4 protein-coding genes are annotated in these 16,581 nt (G+C 73.2%); all 4 read right to left on the bottom strand.

Annotated elements, in window-relative coordinates; all coding sequences use genetic code 11:
* Positions 1 to 24 precede the first annotated feature (24 nt).
* Genes ACZ7G3_RS25805 through ACZ7G3_RS25820 form a run of 4 tightly spaced genes read right to left on the bottom strand, consistent with a single transcriptional unit; the run spans position 25 to position 16,543 of the window.
* Positions 25 to 1,170, bottom strand: a complete 1,146-nt coding sequence (locus ACZ7G3_RS25805; protein WP_470928416.1) for a histidinol-phosphate transaminase — start codon at positions 1,168 to 1,170, stop codon at positions 25 to 27.
* Positions 1,167 to 1,403: an MbtH family protein gene (locus tag ACZ7G3_RS25810; RefSeq protein ID WP_470928417.1), complete on the bottom strand. Its 237-nt coding sequence runs from the start codon at positions 1,401 to 1,403 to the stop codon at positions 1,167 to 1,169. Before ACZ7G3_RS25810 ends, ACZ7G3_RS25805 begins: the two co-directional genes overlap by 4 nt.
* Before the next feature lie 52 nt (positions 1,404 to 1,455).
* The gene (locus tag ACZ7G3_RS25815; protein ID WP_470928418.1) at positions 1,456 to 2,214 is read right to left on the bottom strand and encodes a thioesterase II family protein; all 759 of its coding nucleotides are present in this window, start codon (positions 2,212 to 2,214) and stop codon (positions 1,456 to 1,458) included.
* Entirely contained in the window at positions 2,204 to 16,543 is a 14,340-nt protein-coding gene (locus ACZ7G3_RS25820) for an SDR family NAD(P)-dependent oxidoreductase (protein ID WP_470928471.1), read from the bottom strand. Before ACZ7G3_RS25820 ends, ACZ7G3_RS25815 begins: the two co-directional genes overlap by 11 nt.
* Positions 16,544 to 16,581 lie beyond the last annotated feature (38 nt).

Here is a 16,581-nt window from a genome sequence, read left to right on the forward strand (position 1 = left end):
CCCTCGGATCCGCAGCGTGCCTCCTCAACCGAGCGGCGTCGGCCGGACGGCGCCGCCCGCGTCGATGGGGGCGAACCGTGCCGCCGCGGCCAGGAAGGCGTCGTTCTCGGTGGCCGTGCCGACCGTCACCCGTACCCCCTCCCCGGGGAAGGCCTTGACCAGGATCCGCTGCTCGCGGCAGTGCGCGGCGAAGGTCTCCGCGGCCGGACCGGCGGGCAGCCACAGGAAGTTCGCGCCGCTGACCGGCACGTCCCAGCCCGTGTCGAGCAGAGCGGCCCGGACCCGCTCCCGCTCCTCGGTGAGGTGCCGGCAGCGTTCCCGTACTTCCCGCTCGCAGTCCAGCGCGGCGACCGCGGCCCGCTGGGCGAGGGTCCCGACCGCGTACGGGACCGCGACCCGGCCCAGCAGTTCGGCCACCGGCGGGGCGGACAGGCAGTAGCCGATCCGCAGCCCGGCCAGCCCGTAGGCTTTGGAGAAGGTACGTAGCGCGACCACGTTGGTACGCCCCTGGCGCAACAGGTCGCGCACCAGGCCGAACCCGTCGAGCGGGTCGGCCTCCTGCTCGGTGAACTCCGCGTACGCCTCGTCGAGGACCACCAGGACGTCCGGCGGCACCTCGGCGAGGAAGCGCTCCACGGCCGACCGGGACACGGACGTCCCGGTCGGGTTGTTGGGCGAGCACACGAAGACCAGCCGTGTGCGGTCGGAGATCGCCGCGGCCATCGCCGGCAGGTCAAGGGCGTGCCCCGCGGTCAGCGGGACCCGGTGCACCACCGCGCCCGCCGTCCCGGCGATGGCCGGATAGACCTCGAACGAGCGCCAGGGTACGACCACTTCGTCGCCCGCCGCACAGGTGATCTGGACCAACTGCGCGCACAGGCCCACCGACCCCGGCCCCAGGCAGAGGGTGGCGGGCGGCACCCCGTGGCGCTCGGCGAGCCGGGCGGTGAGGTCGGCGGACGAGTTGTCGGGGTAGCGGTTCAGCCCGTGGACCGCGCCGGACAGCGCGGCCTGCACGGCGGCGGGCGGCGCGAACGGCGATTCGTTGCAGTCCAGGCCGATCGTTCCGGGTTCGGTGGCCCTTCCCCGGAAGAGCGGCAGGCCGTCCAGATCCGTCCGGACCCGCGGCCGGGCCGCGGGCGGACGGTCCGGGCCGGACGGGGCGGTCATTCGGCGCGGTCCTCGGCACCGGCCGCCGCGCTCATCGCGTCCACCAGGCTCTTGGGACGCATGTCCGTCCAGTGCTGGTCTATGTAGTCCAGGCACTCGGTCCTCGGGGCCTCACCGAACACCGTGTGCCAGCCGTCGGGAATGTCGACGATCACCGGCCACAGCGAATACTGAAGTTCGTCGTTGATCAGTACGACGTACGCGGCGTTTTCGTCCTCGAACGGATTCGACATCGCCTCTCCGATTCTCTTCGTTCTCTTCTTTTGGATGGCGCCCGAAAGACTCTCACGGGTGCTGTGGCGTAACAAGGCTGCACTGCACGAGGTCCAGCAGTTCCGCGGCGTTCTCATCGAGAAAGAAGTGACCGCCGGGAAAGACCCTGAATTCGAAGGCCGCGCCGGTGTGCGGCTGCCAGTCCGCGGCGTGCTCCGGCCCCGCTTTCGGGTCCTCGCGCCCCACGAGCACGGTGAGCGGCACCCTGACGCGCGCGCCGGGAGCGGGCCGGTAGGCGGCCAGCGCGCGGTAGTCGTCGCGCAGGGCCGGCAGGGCCTGCCGCAGCGCCTCCTCGTCGGAGATCAGCCGGTCGCCGGTGCCGCCCAGGACGCCCAGCTCGGCGATGATCCGCTCGTCGGTCCACCGCGCCCGCTGATCCTCCTCGCGGGGGCGGGACGGCGCGCGACTGCCGGAGGCGAAGAGGTGCCCGACGGCGCCCGGCCGCTCCCGCTGCAACAGCCGTACCGTCTCGAAGGCGACCAGCGCGCCCATGCTGTGGCCGAGGACGGCCGTCGGCAGATCCCGCCCGGCCAGCAGCGCGTCCGCCGCGCCGCGTGCCAGGCCGCGGATGTCGGTGACGGCCGGTTCCGTACGGCGCCACTGTCGTCCCGGGTACTGGACGCCGACCACCTCCAGGCCAGGCGGCGCGGCGCGCGCCAGCGGAAAGAAGGAGCCGGCGGAGCCGCCCGCGTGCGGAAAGCAGACCAGGCGGAACCGTGCGTCCCGGCCCGGATTGAAGGACATCGTCCAGCCGCCCGCGTCAGTGCTCATGGCCCGGCCTCCGCATGTCGTCGATTCCCTTTTCGTCGTCGACTCCCTGGTCGTCGTCGACTCCCTGGTCGTCGTCGATTCCCATTCCGTCGTCGGTTCCCGCACCCCTGTCGCTTTCCGTTCCCTTGCGGTTCCCCATTCCGTTCGCGCTTCCCTTTCCGTGAGGGGGACGGTCGCCGTCGGGCCAGTCCGGGCATTCCTCCCGCAGATGGCCTGCCAATGCCTTCGGGGACGGGAAATCGTAGATGAGGGTGGACAGCAGCGGGACGCCGGTCGCGGCGACGATGCGGTTGCGCAGTTCGATCGCTCCGAGCGAGTCGAAGCCGAGCTGGGGGAAGAGCGCTTCGGGCGCGACGGCCTCCGGTGAGTCGTGTCCGAGTACCGAGGCGGCTTCCGCCCGCACCAGTTCGAGCAGCGACCTGCGGCGGACGGCCTCGGGCGGCCCGGCGGGCCCGGCGCCGTTCGTCGCCGCGGTGGTGCTCCCGTTCGTCGCCGCGGTGGTGCTCCCGTTCGCCGGCGCGGCGGTGTCCGGCCGGGCGGCGGGCGGGGGCGTGGTGAGGCGGGCCGCGACCGCGACCGGTGCCGCGGTGGCGACGGCCTCGTCGAAGAGGGCCAGCCCCCGGTCCGCGGACAGTGCGCGGATGCCGTGACGGGCGAGCCGGTCGTGGTCCTCGGCGCGCAGCCGCCCGGTGATGCCGCTCGCCGGCTCCCACAGCCCCCAGGCGATGGACAGCGCGGGCAGTGACCGGGCGCGGCGGTGCTCGGCCAGGGCGTCCAGGAAGGCGTTGGCCGCGGCGTAGTTGCCCTGTCCGGCCGAGCCGGTCACTCCGGCCACCGAGGAGAACAGGACGAAGGACGAGAGGCCGAGGGACGCGGTCAGCTCGTGCAGGTTCAGGGCGGCGACCGCCTTGGCCCGGAGTACTTGGGCCATCGCGTCCGAGGTCAGCGAGCCGATCGCCGCGTCCCGCGTCGTGCCCGCCGCGTGCACCACCGATCCGATGCGGATGCCTCGCCCGGGCAGCTCGCCCAGGAGCGCCGCCAGGGCTTCCCGGTCGCCCGCGTCGCACGCGGCGACGGTGACGCGGGCCCCCGATCCGCGCAGCTCTTCGGCCAGTTCGGCGCTGCCGGGGGTCGCCTCGCCGCGTCGGCCGATCAGTACGAGGTCCCGTACCGCGTGCCGCGTCACGAGATGCCGGGCGACGAGCGCGCCCAGTGTGCCGAGACCGCCGGTGATCAGCACCGCGCGGTCGGTGTCGAAGTCCCGGACGGTGAGGACCACTTTGCCCACGTGTCGTGCTTCGGCGACGTACCGGTAAGCGGCCGGGGCGTCGCGCACGTGGCGCAGGGTGAGCGGTGGAGGCGTCAGCGTGCCGTCCTCGAAGAGCGGCAGGAGGTCGGCCAGCATCCGCTGGACGCCGTCGGGCCCCGTCTGCCGGATGTCGAAGACGGTGTACGCGGCGCCGTCGTACGCGGCGGCCACCTCCTCGGGGTCGCGCGGGTCCGTCTTGCCCATCTCCAGGAACCGGCCGCCCGGCGCGAGGAGCCGCAGGGACGCGTCGGTGAGCGGTCCGGCGAGCGAGTTGAGCACCACGTCCATGCCCGCCCCGTCGGACGCGGCACGGAAGGACGCCTCGAAGGCGTCGTCGCGGGAGGAGGCGATGTGGTCGCAGCCGATGCCCGCGTCCCGCAGTACGGGCCACTTCGCCGGGCTCGCGGTGGCGAAGATCTCCGCCCCCGCGTGCAGGGCGAGTTGGCGGGCCGCGAAGCCGACCGCACCGGTCGCCGTGTGGATGAGCACGCGTTCTCCGCCACGGAGCCCGCCGAGCTCGACGAGGCCGTAGTACGCGGTGAGGAACGCCACCGGCACGGCGGCCGCCTCGGCGAACGACCAGTGCGCCGGGACGGGCGCGAGCAGCCGCTCGTCGGTGACCGAGACCGGTCCGATCCCGTCGAAGAGGCCCATCACCCGGTCCCCCGGACGCAGTCGGCCCGCTCCGGGGCCGACCTCGACGACCACGCCCGCGCCCTCCACGCTCTGCCGCCCCTCGCCCTCGAGCACGCCGGCCCCCGGCTCGACGACGCCCAGCGTGAGCAGCACGTCGCGGAAGTTGACCCCGGCCGCGTGCAGCGCCACGCGCACCTGGCCCTCGCCGAGGGGCGCGTCGGCGTCCGGCCACTCCACGAGGGTCAGGTCGTCGGGGGTCCCGCGTCCGACGAAGTCCAGCCGCCAGCTTCCGTCGCCGGACGGCGCGTCGAGCAGCCGGCCGGTGGTGGGGGTCAGCTCCGGGGTGAGCCACTCGCCCTTCCTGAGGGCGACCTGGGGGAGGCCGGACCGGAGGGCCCGGACGAGCGACTCCGCCGACTCCTCGCCGGCGTCGACGTCCACCAGCTGGATCCGTCCCGGCTCCTCCTGCTGCGCACACCGGCCGAGCCCCCATACGGCGGCGGCCGCGGCGTCCGTCGCCGGGTCGTCGTCGGCGGTGCCGACCGCTCCGCTCGTCACCAGGGCGATCCCCCACCGGGCGAGCGCCGGTTCGGCCAGTACCTCCTGTACGACGGCCAGCACACCGGCGGTCACTTCGCGGACCTCGTCCATGGTGCCCGCCGGGCAGGGGATCACGACCGTGCCGGGTACTCCTCCGGGTGCGCGTCGGACCAGTTCGGCGACGTCGGCACAGCGCTCGGCGTCCAGGGTGGACAAGGCGTCGTGCGGCTTACGGATGGTGGCGCCGCCGGGAACGATCAGCGCGAGCCGGTCGGGCCGCTCGGAGCCGTCGGCCCGTTCCCCGGTTTCGTCCCCGGCGCGTCGGTGGGCCGTCGTCCAGCTCAGGCGTCGCAGCCGGCTGTCGTCCGCCGTCGACGGCGGGCGCAGGGACAGGCCTCCGACCGACAGGACCGGGTTGCCGTCCATGTCGGACAGCTCCAACGCGACCTCGTCCCGGCGCACGGCCGTCAGCCGAACCCTCACGCCAGGGGTGCTCGGGCGTGCGTGGTGGGTCAGGTCGCGCCAGGTGAAGGGGACGCGGACACCGGGAGCGCGGACGCCGGACGCGGAGGTCCCGCCCGCGAGGCCGAAGAGTTCGATCGGGTGCAGGGCGGCGTCCAGCAGAGCGGGGTGCAGGCCGAAGAGCGTGGTCTGCGAGGCGATGGGCACCGGCGGTGCGAGTTCGGCGCAGATGCCGTCGGCCGTGCGCCACAGGCCGCGCAGTCCCCGGAAGGCCGGCCCGTACGCGAGGCCTCGGGCGGCGAGGCGGGCGTAGTCGCCCTCCTGGTGCAGCGGCAGGGGTTCGGCGTCGGGCGGCGGCCAGGTCACCGGCGGGACCGGGGCGGCGGCGGAGCCGTCCGGGGCGCCGGCCAGCACGCCGGTGGCCGTGGGCCGCCATTCGGGGTCGGGGTCGGCGGACGTGCGCGCGTGGACGGTGAAGGGCCGACGTCCGGAGCCGTCCGCGGCACGTGCCACCACGCGGAGTTCGAGCGCCGCCCGGTCGGGCACGACGAGGGGGCTGGCGAGGACCAGTTCCTCCACCCGGGCGCACCCCGCCTCGCGCGCCACCCGGCAGGCCAGTTCGGCGAGCACGGCGCCCGGCACCAGGGCCCGGCCGGCCACCGAATGATCGGCCAGCCAGGGGAGTTCGGCCGGGTCCAGCCGCCCGGACCACACCAGTTCACGGCTGTCCGGCAGGTCCAGCGGCCGGTCCAGCACGGGGTGGTCCGTGGCGCGCGGAGCGCCCGCTCCCGCCGGCTCCGTCGGGTTGAGCCAGTACCGCCGGCGTTCGAAGGGGTAGGTCGGCAGGGTGGTCAGTTCGCCGCCCCAGGCGGCGGCCACGGCCGGCCAGTCCACGTCGAGGCCGGAGGTGAAACCGGCCGCGAGTCCGTCCGCCGCCGTCCGCGCCTCGTGGCGGGCACCGCGCAGCAGCGGCACCACGACGGCAGGGCCGTGCGCCTCGTCCCGCTCGGGATCCTCGGCGAGGCCGGTGAGGATCGCCGACGCCATGGACGACAGTGTGCCGTCGGGGCCGATGTCCACGAAGTGCCGCCCGCCTTCCGCACGGGCGGTGGCGATCCCGTCGGCGAAGCGGACCGGGCGCCGTATGTGGTCCGCCCAGTAGTCGGGCGACATGAGCTCCGCCGCTTGCGCCATCCGGCCGGTCACGTTCGAGACGAGCGGCAGGACCGGCCGCCGGTACGTCAGCCTCGCCGCGATCTCCCGGAACTCGGCGAGGATCGGCGTCATGAGAGGTGAGTGGAAGGCGTGGCTGACCGTGAGCGCCGTGGTCCGGTGCCCGGCGGCCTTCAACTGGGTGACCACGGTCGACACCGCGTCGCTCGCGCCGGAGACCACGACCGCCCGGCGGCCGTTGACGGCGGCGATTCCCACCGCGTCTTCCAGGCCGGCGAGCAGCGGTTCGACGTCCGCGAGGCCCGCCCGTACCGCGACCATCGCGCCGCCCGGCGGCAGCGACTGCATCAGCCGGCCGCGCGCCGCGACGAGTTCGGCGGCGTCCGCCAGGGAAAGGACGCCCGCGACGTGCGCGGCGACCAGTTCACCGACGGAGTGTCCCAGCACGATGTCCGGCCGCACGCCCCAGGACCGCAGCAGCTCGGACAGTGCGTACTCGGTGGCGAAGAGCGCGGGCTGGGTGAAGGCGGTCCGGTGCAGTGCCGCCGCCTCGACGGTCGCGTGCTCCGCGAAGACGACGGAGGCCAGCGGCCGTTCCAGGTGCGGGTCGAAGGCGGCACACGCCTCGTCGAAGGCCTCCGCGTACGCCGGGAACCGCTGGTGCAGCTGCTTGCCCATGCCGGGCCGCTGGGTGCCCTGACCGGCGAACATGAGGACCCGGCGTCCGTCTGCGGGGCCTGCCACGCCTCGTGACACAGGGGCTGCCGGGCGGTCCTCGGCCAGTGCGGCGAGGCCGTCGAGGAGAGCGCTCCCGTCCTCGTGGACGATCGCCGCGCGGTGGTCGAAGCCGGACTGGACGCGGGCGGTGGTGTAGGTGACCGCGGCGAGATCGGGGACGGCCGGGGTGTCGTCCGGCAGGTGCCGCGACCCGGACGGCCCGCTCAGCAGGTCGTGGAGGCGACGGGCCTGGGCGCGCAGGGCCGTCGGTGTCTTCGCGGACAGCACCAGCGGCAGCGCGTCACCTCGGTGGCCGGCTGAGGAGTGGTCACGTACGTCCGTGCCCGCGGGAGCATTCCGTACGTCCGTGCCCGCGGGAGCCGACGTATCGGCAGGGGGTTCTTCGAGGATGACGTGCGCGTTGGTCCCCGAGATCCCGAACGAGGACACCCCCGCCCGCCGCGGCCTGCCCTCCACCGCCTCCCACGCCACCTCCCGCGTCAACAACCGCACCGAACCCCACTCCACCCCACCCACCGGCTCCGCCACATGCAACGTCCGCGGCAACACCCCATGCCGCAACGCCTCCACCATCTTGATCACACCACCCACACCCGCAGCCGCCTGCGCATGCCCGATATTCGACTTCAACGACCCCAACCACAACGGCCGCCCCACCGGCCGCCCCCCACCGAACACACCCACCAACGCCCCCGCCTCCACCGGATCCCCCAACACCGTCCCCGTCCCATGCCCCTCCACCACATCCACCTCCGACGCCGACACCCCCGCATCCGCCAACGCCCGACGAATCACCCGCTGCTGCGCCACACCCGACGGCGCCGTCAACCCATTCGACGCACCATCCGAATTCACCCCACTCCCCGCCACCACCGCCAACACCCGATGCCCCAACCGCCGCGCCACCGACAACCGCTCCACCAACAACATCCCCACACCCTCCGACCACCCCGTCCCCGAAGCATCCGAAGAAAACGAACGACACCGCCCATCCCCCGACAACCCACCCTGCCGAGAAAACTCCACAAAAGCACCCGGCGTCCCCATCACCGTCGCCCCACCCACCAACGCCACATCACACTCACCCGACCGCAAAGAACCCACAGCCAAATGCAAAGCAACCAACGACGACGAACACGCCGTATCCACCGTCAACGCAGGACCCTCCACCCCCAGCACATACGCCAAACGCCCCGACAACATCCCCCCAGCAGAACCCGTCAACAAATAACCAGCCGACCCCCCACCCCCCTCCCACAAACGCGGCCCATACTCATAACCCATCCCCCCCACAAAAACCCCCACCCCACCACGCCCACGCAACGAACCCGGCGCCACCCCAGCCCGCTCCAACACCTCCCACGACACCTCCAACAACAACCGCTGCGCAGGATCCATCCCCGCCGCCTCCCGAGGCGACACACCAAAAAACCCCGCATCAAACAAACCCACACCCTCAACAAAACCCCCCTCCCGCACCCCACACACCTCACCCGACAACACCCCAGCACCCCACCCCCGATCCACCGGAAAACCAGACACCACATCCCCACCCGACACCACCACATCCCACAAACCCTCCGGCGAAACCACCCCACCAGGAAAACGACAAGCCATCCCCACAATCACCACAGGATCACCGGAGGAAGCCGAATTCCCGGTCGTCGGGCGCTCCGGTGAAACAGCCGGAACCGTTTTCTCGGCCGACGGGGTCTCGGAAGGCGGATCCGCGAGCAGAGAACCCAGGAACGTGCCCAGGGCGAGCGGTGTCGGATGGTCGAACACCACGGTCGGCGGCAGCCTCAGTCCCGTCACTTCGCAGAGCCGGTTGCGCAGTTCCACCGCCAGCAGCGAATCGAAACCGGCGTCCCGGAACGCGAGCCCGCCGTCGAAGCCGCTCCCGCCCAGCACCTCGCCCGCGATCGACATGACGAGGCGACGGCTCTCCGTCGTCCGTTCGCCCTCCGGCAGTTCGGCCAGCCGTCGTGACCACGGGGTTCCCGTCCGATCAGCGGCGGCGGGGGCAGAAGGGGTGATGGCGGGAGCCGCGGCCGGGACGAACGCCCGGACGGACTCCGGGTCGAGTGCCGCCGCCACCACGGTCGGCAGGTCCAGGGCGCGGGCGGCGTCGTACATGCGCAGACCGCGGGCCGCGTCGAGCGGCCGCAGCCCGGTGCGGCGTCCGAGGCGTTCGACGTCGTGCGCCGTCAGCCGTCCCGCCATCCCGTCCGGAAGGTCCCACAGGCCCCACGCCAGCGAGCGCGCCGGGAGCCCGAGGCCGGCGCGGTGCTGGGCGAGGGCGTCGAGGAAGGTGTTGGCCAGGGCGTAGTTCCCCTGTCCGGCGGCGCCGAGCGCGCCGGTGGCGGAGGAGAAGAGGTCGAAGAAGGCGAGCGGGGCGGAGCGGGTCAGCTCGTGCAGGTTCCAGGCGGCCTCGGCCTTCGGACCGAGCACGGCGTCGAGTTGCTCGAAGGTCAGCGCACGGATGGTCGCGTCCTGGACGACGCCCGCGGCGTGGACGATGCCGGTCAGCGGGTGGTCTGCGGGGACGGCTTCGAGCACCGCGGCGAGCGCCTCCCGGTCGGCGCAGTCACAGGCCGCGATCCGCACCTGGGCGCCCATGCCCCGCAGCTCCCGTGCCAGGGCGTCCGCTCCCGCGGCACGGGTTCCGCTGCGGCTGGTCAGCAGCAGGTGCCGTACGCCGTGGTGGGCCACCAGGTGCCGGGCGATGCGCGCGCCGAGCGCACCCGTGCCGCCGGTCACCAGGACGGTGCCGTGCGGACGCACCGGTGAGGCGGCGGCCTCGACGGGGTCCGGCGTCCCGGCCGGCCGGGACTCGGGCGTCGGCCGGGGTACGGACGACAGCCGGGGTACGAGCAGCGCACCGTCGCGCAGGGCGAGTTCGGGCGCTTCGCCGGCCGCCACGGCGGTCAGCACCTCGCGCGTCAGACGGGTCTCGTCGAAGTCCCCGTCAAGGTCGAGGAGGACGAAACGGCCCGGATGCTCCGATCGCGCGGTGCGGACCAGCCCCCACAGCGGTGCGTGGACCAGATCCACCGGTGCCTCGTCGGGTCCCGCGCCCGTGCGTACCGCCCCCTGGGTCACGAACACCAGCCGGGTGCCGGCGAATCGGCTGTCGTCCAGCCAGCTCTGGAGCAGCGTCAGCGTGGCGCGGGCCGCGCGGCGCACGCCGTCGGGCACGCGGGCTCCCCCGCCCGCGACGGCCGACGGCGGGCAGGGCACCAGCACGGCGGCGGGCGGTGGGGCGCCGGCGTCGAGACGCGCACCCGCCTCCGCCATGTCGAGAACGGCGGTGAGGCCCGCACGCGGGTCGGACCCGAGCACCCAGCAGGCGTCGGCGTCGAAGGCCGGTTCCGACAGGGTGTCGTCGGCCCGTGGGCCCCACGTCACGTGGAAGAGTCCATCGTCCGCGGGACCGTCCGAAGCCGCCCGCAGCACCAGCGAGTCCACGGCGGCCATCGGCGTGCCGTGCCGGTCCGTGATCCGCAGCGCCACCGCGTCCGGGCCGACCGGTGACACCCGTACGCGCAGCTCCCTCGCGTCACCGCCGTACACCCGCACACCGCTCCACGAGAAGGGCAGCCGTACACGGCCGTCGGCCGCGCCCTGCCATACGGTCGCGTGCAGCGTCGCGTCCAGCAGCGCCGGGTGCAGGCCGTACCCGGACGTGTCGGTTCCGGCGGGCAGCCGTACGTCGAGGCACATGTCCTCGCCCAGCCGCCAGGCGGCCTCAAGGCCACGGAAGGTGGGGCCGTACGCGTATCCGGCCTCGGCCAGCTCCTCGTACATGCCGCTCAGTTCCACGGGTTCGGCGCCTCGCGGCGGCCAGGCCGCCTGGTCGAAGTCCGCCGGTGTCCGGGGAGCGCGCGCCGCGAGGATCCCGGTGGCGTGACGGGTCCAGTCGGCGGCCCGGCTCTCCTCGGCGGCCCGCGCCGACTCCTGGGCCCGGCCGGGACGCGCGTACACGGTGAAGGGCCGTTCCCCTGTCTCGCCGACCGCGCCGACGACGAACTGGACCTCGACCGTCCTGCCGTCGTCGGGGAGGCGGACCGGTGCCTCCTGGGTCAGTTCGGTGACCGTAGCGGCGCCGTCGAGGGCGGCGATGTGCGCGGCCAGTTCGACCAGAACTGTTCCCGGCAGCACGGTGTGCCCGTCGATCCTGTGGTCGGCCAGCCAGGGGTGCGTGAGGGTGGACAGGGTGCCGGTGAGCGCCCGCGCGTCGCGGTCCGCGAGGGTGACGGCGGTGTCGAGCAGCGCATGCTCCCCGCTGTGCGGCGGCCGCGGCGCGTCGGCGTTCAGCCAGTACCGGCGCCTCTCGAACGGGTAGGTCGGCAGGACGGCCAGGGGCCGCCTGGGAATGACGGCCTGCCAGTCCACCGGCAGGCCGCGCGCGTAGGCGGCGGCCAGCGCCGGCAGGAGCCCGCCGGCTCCGTCGCCGCCGGGGCGGAGCGCGTCCAGCAGCCCCAGGTCGTCGGTTGCGTTCGGGGGGTCGACTGCCTCGGCATGGCCGGGCGCACCCGGGTGGCCGGGTACCCGCGGATGGTCGGGCGCATCCGTGGGGTCGGCCGTGTCCGGGCGACCGGCGCCCCGGCTGTGCGGTGTCGACACGAGCGAAGAGGCGGCCGGCATCGCCACGAGGGTGCGGCGGCCGCGGTCCGCCAGGTGGCGCAGCGCCGCGTCGAGGTCGGCGGGTTCCCGTACGGCGCGCAGCCAGTACTCGGCGGTCAGTTCCCGTTCGGTGTCGAGCGGCATGCCGGTTCGCGGCGAGCAGAAGTCGGTCTTCGTGCGGCGCGGGGTCACTCCGGCCATGACCGCTCGCAGTTCCTCGTCGGAGCCCGCGCGCACGCGGGCCGCGCAGAGGCGTGCCGCCTCGTCCAACGTCAGCGCCCCGGTGACATGGGCCGCGACGATCTCTCCCACCCCTTGCCCGAGTGCCGCGTCGGGCCGCACACCGCACTGCTCCCACAGCCGCGCGAGACCGGCTCCCACCACGAACGCCACGGCCTCCGGCGGGTCGGCAGGGGCCAGCTCGCCCACATGACGGCCGAGATGGACCGCCAGGGCGTCGGCGCACTCGTGCACGTGCTCGGCGAACGCGGGGGACACGGCCAGCAACTCCCTCACTGCGGCCGTGAAGTCCGGGCCACCACCGGCCGTACCGGCACCGGCACCGAAGACGAACACGGCCCGGGCGCGCCCGCTCACGCTCCCGGTCGACACCAGGGCGTCCGACCGCCCGGCGGCCAGAGCGTCCAGTGCCCCTCGGTAGTCGCCGTCCGCACCGGGCAGCACGGCGGCGCGGTGGTCGAACCCGGACTGGACGCAGGCGGCGGTGTACGCGACGGCGGACGGGTCGACAGGGCCGTCGTGCGCGGACCGGTGCTCAGCGCCGCCGGAGAGGAAGTCCCGGAGGCGGCGGGCCTGGGCGCGCAGGGCCGTCGGTGTCTTCGCGGACAGCACCAGCGGCAGCGCCACGGGCCCGGTGGCCTCGTCGGCAGCGCTGCTCCGGTCGGCGCCGGCGGCGTCGGGCCGGGCGCCCGGGAGGCCGGCGGTGGCCTGCGGGTCCCGCAGGATCGGCGCCGGGTGCCCGGCGGTCCCGTCCACTCCCCCGGTCCCCGTCCCGGAGTCGCTGAACTCAGGGGGTTCTTCGAGGATGACGTGCGCGTTGGTCCCCGAGATCCCGAACGAGGACACCCCCGCCCGCCGCGGCCTGCCCTCCACCGCCTCCCACGCCACCTCCCGCGTCAACAACCGCACCGAACCCCACTCCACCCCACCCACCGGCTCCGCCACATGCAACGTCCGCGGCAACACCCCATGCCGCAACGCCTCCACCATCTTGATCACACCACCCACACCCGCAGCCGCCTGCGCATGCCCGATATTCGACTTCAACGACCCCAACCACAACGGCCGCCCCACCGGCCGCCCCCCACCGAACACACCCACCAACGCCCCCGCCTCCACCGGATCCCCCAACACCGTCCCCGTCCCATGCCCCTCCACCACATCCACCTCCGACGCCGACACCCCCGCATCCGCCAACGCCCGACGAATCACCCGCTGCTGCGCCACACCCGACGGCGCCGTCAACCCATTCGACGCACCATCCGAATTCACCCCACTCCCCGCCACCACCGCCAACACCCGATGCCCCAACCGCCGCGCCACCGACAACCGCTCCACCAACAACATCCCCACACCCTCCGACCACCCCGTCCCCGAAGCATCCGAAGAAAACGAACGACACCGCCCATCCCCCGACAACCCACCCTGCCGAGAAAACTCCACAAAAGCACCCGGCGTCCCCATCACCGTCGCCCCACCCACCAACGCCACATCACACTCACCCGACCGCAAAGAACCCACAGCCAAATGCAAAGCAACCAACGACGACGAACACGCCGTATCCACCGTCAACGCAGGACCCTCCACCCCCAGCACATACGCCAAACGCCCCGACAACATCCCCCCAGCAGAACCCGTCAACAAATAAACAGCCGACCCCCCACCCCCCTCCCACAAACGCGGCCCATACTCATAACCCATCCCCCCCACAAAAACCCCCACCCCACCACGCCCACGCAACGAACCCGGCGCCACCCCAGCCCGCTCCAACACCTCCCACGACACCTCCAACAACAACCGCTGCGCAGGATCCATCCCCGCCGCCTCCCGAGGCGACACACCAAAAAACCCCGCATCAAACAAACCCACACCCTCAACAAAACCCCCCTCCCGCACCCCACACACCTCACCCGACAACACCCCAGCACCCCACCCCCGATCCACCGGAAAACCAGACACCACATCCCCACCCGACACCACCACATCCCACAAACCCTCCGGCGAAACCACCCCACCAGGAAAACGACAAGCCATCCCCACAATCACCACAGGATCACCGGAGGTGGATGCGCGTGACGTCTTTTCGAAGGCCCGCACGGGAGCGGGTTCGGCGGAATCCTCCCGAAGGGTGGCCAGGAAATCGCTGAGGGCCAGTGGGGTCGGGTGGTCGAACACCGCTGTCGACGGGACGTCCAGGCCGGTCACCTCGGACAGCCGGTCCCGCAGTTCGGCCAGCATCATCGAATCGAAGCCCGCGTCCCTGAACGCCGCTCCGCCGTCGAACGCGCCGCCGCCCAGCACGTCGCGGACCACCGAGAAGACGGTCTCCTCGGCAGAGATCCCCGAGCGGGGCGTGGGTCCGGACACCGGGCCGTCGACCGCTTCCGTGCCGGCCTCGGGCCACCAGTACGACTCCCGCTGGAAGGCGTACGAGGGCAGTTCGACGACCGTGGGCCGTGTGCCGGCGAAAGCGGGGCTCCAGTCGACCTGCACGCCCCGCACGTACAACTGCCCGAGGGACGCGACGAAGTCCGGCTCGGACGGCGAACCGTTCGGGGTGCTCCAGGATCCCGTGTCCGGCGTACGCACGCCGAGCCGTCCCGTAGCGTCCAGCCACAGGGCGTCGGCGGCCGCAGGGCCGGCGAACTCGGCGCATTCGGGGGCCGCTTGGCCCGTGGCGACGAGGCGAGCGCCCTCCTTGGGCGTCAGCAGGCCCCGGACGACCGCTGCGGCCACCGTGCCCGGCCCCACCGGGACACTCACCGCGTCCGGCCGGACCCCGTACGCGCGCCAGACCGCCGCGAGTGCGAGCGTGACCGCGAACACGCACGCCGCGGAGGCCTCCGGCCCGGGCGCGTCGGCCTCAGTGCCGCGCAGTACGTCGGTGGCGGACGGCAGCCCGTAGGGCGCGAACTCCTCGTCGTACGCGGCAAGGGCCGCCTCGAACTCGGCCGAGCGGGGCAGCAGTGCACGCCCGGCGTCAAGGCACGCGTCGGCCGTACCCGGGAACACGAGGGTCAGCGGCTCCCCCGACTCCGTGACACTGCCGGTCGTGACCGCGTCCGCTGCCGTGCCGAGGGCCAGGGCATCGAGAGCCGCCACGAAATCCTCACGGGACGCCGCGATGACAACTGCCCGGTGGGTGAAGGCGGTTCGGGTGGTGGCCAGTGAGTAACCGAGGTCCTCGATCCGGCCGGCGGGGTTCGCCGTCACGTGGTCGCGCAGCTTCCGGGCCTGGTCCCGCAGGGCCTGTGCGCTGCGTCCCGAGAGCACCCACGGCATGGACGCCGGGAGCTGCGCGACGGCGTCGTCGGCCGGTCGGTCCGGAGCGGTCGGCGCGGGGGACACGTCGGGCACCGCCGACACGACGACATGGCAGTTCGTGCCTCCCATGCTGAAGGAGGAGACCCCTGCCACCCGCTCCGCGCCCTCGTGCGCGGGCCACTGCTCGGCCCGCGTCTGCACGCACAGGCCGAGCGCGTCGAGGTCGATCCCGGGGTTGGCCGACTCGAAGTTGAGGCTCGCGGGGATGACGCCGTGGGCCAGCGCCAGGGTGACCTTCAGCAGGCCGGCGATGCCCGCCGCCGCCTCCAGATGGCCGATGTTGGTCTTGACCGAGCCCACCCGGAGCGGATCGCGGCCGCTTCGTCGTGCGCCGAACACCGTGCCGAGGGCGTCCGCCTCGATCGGGTCGCCCACCTTCGTGCCGGTGCCGTGGAGTTCGACGTACTGCACGTCTTCGGGGGCGATCCGGGCCTGGCGGTGGGCCGCGCGCAAGGCGTCGGCCTGCGCCGCCGCGCTGGGCACGGTCAGTCCCGCGCCGCTGCCGTCGTGGTTGACGGCGCTGCCCCTGATCACCGCGTGAACGCGGTCGCCGTCGGCCAGCGCCCGGGCCAGCGGCTTGAGCACGACGAGGCCGGCGCCCTCACCCCGTACGAACCCGTTGGCGCGCGCGTCGAAGGCACGGCTGCTGCCGTCCGGAGACAGCCCGCCGAAGGCCTCCGCCAGTTCCGCGCCGTCCTCGGTGAGGTTCAGCTGCACACCGCCGGCCAGGGCCAGGGACGACTCGTTGCCCCGCAGACTGGCGCAGGCCAGGTGCACGGCCACCAGGGACGAGGCCTGGCCCGCGTCGACGGTGAGGCTCGGACCGTGCAGATCCAGTACGTACGAGACGCGGTTGGCGATGACGCTGCGGTGGGTGCCCGCCATGGCGTGGTGCGAGAGCGGCGCCGCTCCGTCGCGCCGGACGACACCGGCGTAGTCGTTGGCCGAGACGCCGAGGAAGATGCCGGTGTCGCCGCCGCGCAGCTCGGCGGGGAGCAGTCCCGTCGACTCAAGGGCCTCCCAGCTCAGTTCGAGCGCCAGCCGCTGCTGCGGGTCCATGGCATTCGCCTCACGCGGCGATATGCCGAAGAAGCCGGCGTCGAACCGGTCCCGGTCGGGCAGCCTCCCCTCGTACCTGCCGGTCTCGGACGAGCGGCTGATGGCCGAGCGGCCGTCGTGCAGCAGGTGCCAGTAGTCGCCCGGCGCGGGGGCCTCGGGGAAGCGGCATGCCATGCCGATGATCGCGATCGGCTCGTCCTGCGCCGTCTCCGGCTCCGCCATGCCGTCCGCCACGTGTGCAGCCACTGTCGGTTCCCTGC

This window comes from Streptomyces sp. NPDC037271 (assembly GCF_055603605.1).

What these genes read in the sequence shown, in the direction of transcription:
- ACZ7G3_RS25805 (WP_470928416.1), bottom strand. Translation starts at nt 1,170, where the DNA reads ATGACCGCCCCGTCCGGCCCGGACCGTCCGCCCGCGGCCCGGCCGCGG.
- ACZ7G3_RS25810 (WP_470928417.1), bottom strand. Translation starts at nt 1,403, where the DNA reads ATGTCGAATCCGTTCGAGGACGAAAACGCCGCGTACGTCGTACTGATC.
- ACZ7G3_RS25815 (WP_470928418.1), bottom strand. Translation starts at nt 2,214, where the DNA reads ATGAGCACTGACGCGGGCGGCTGGACGATGTCCTTCAATCCGGGCCGG.
- ACZ7G3_RS25820 (WP_470928471.1), bottom strand. Translation starts at nt 16,543, where the DNA reads ATGGCGGAGCCGGAGACGGCGCAGGACGAGCCGATCGCGATCATCGGC.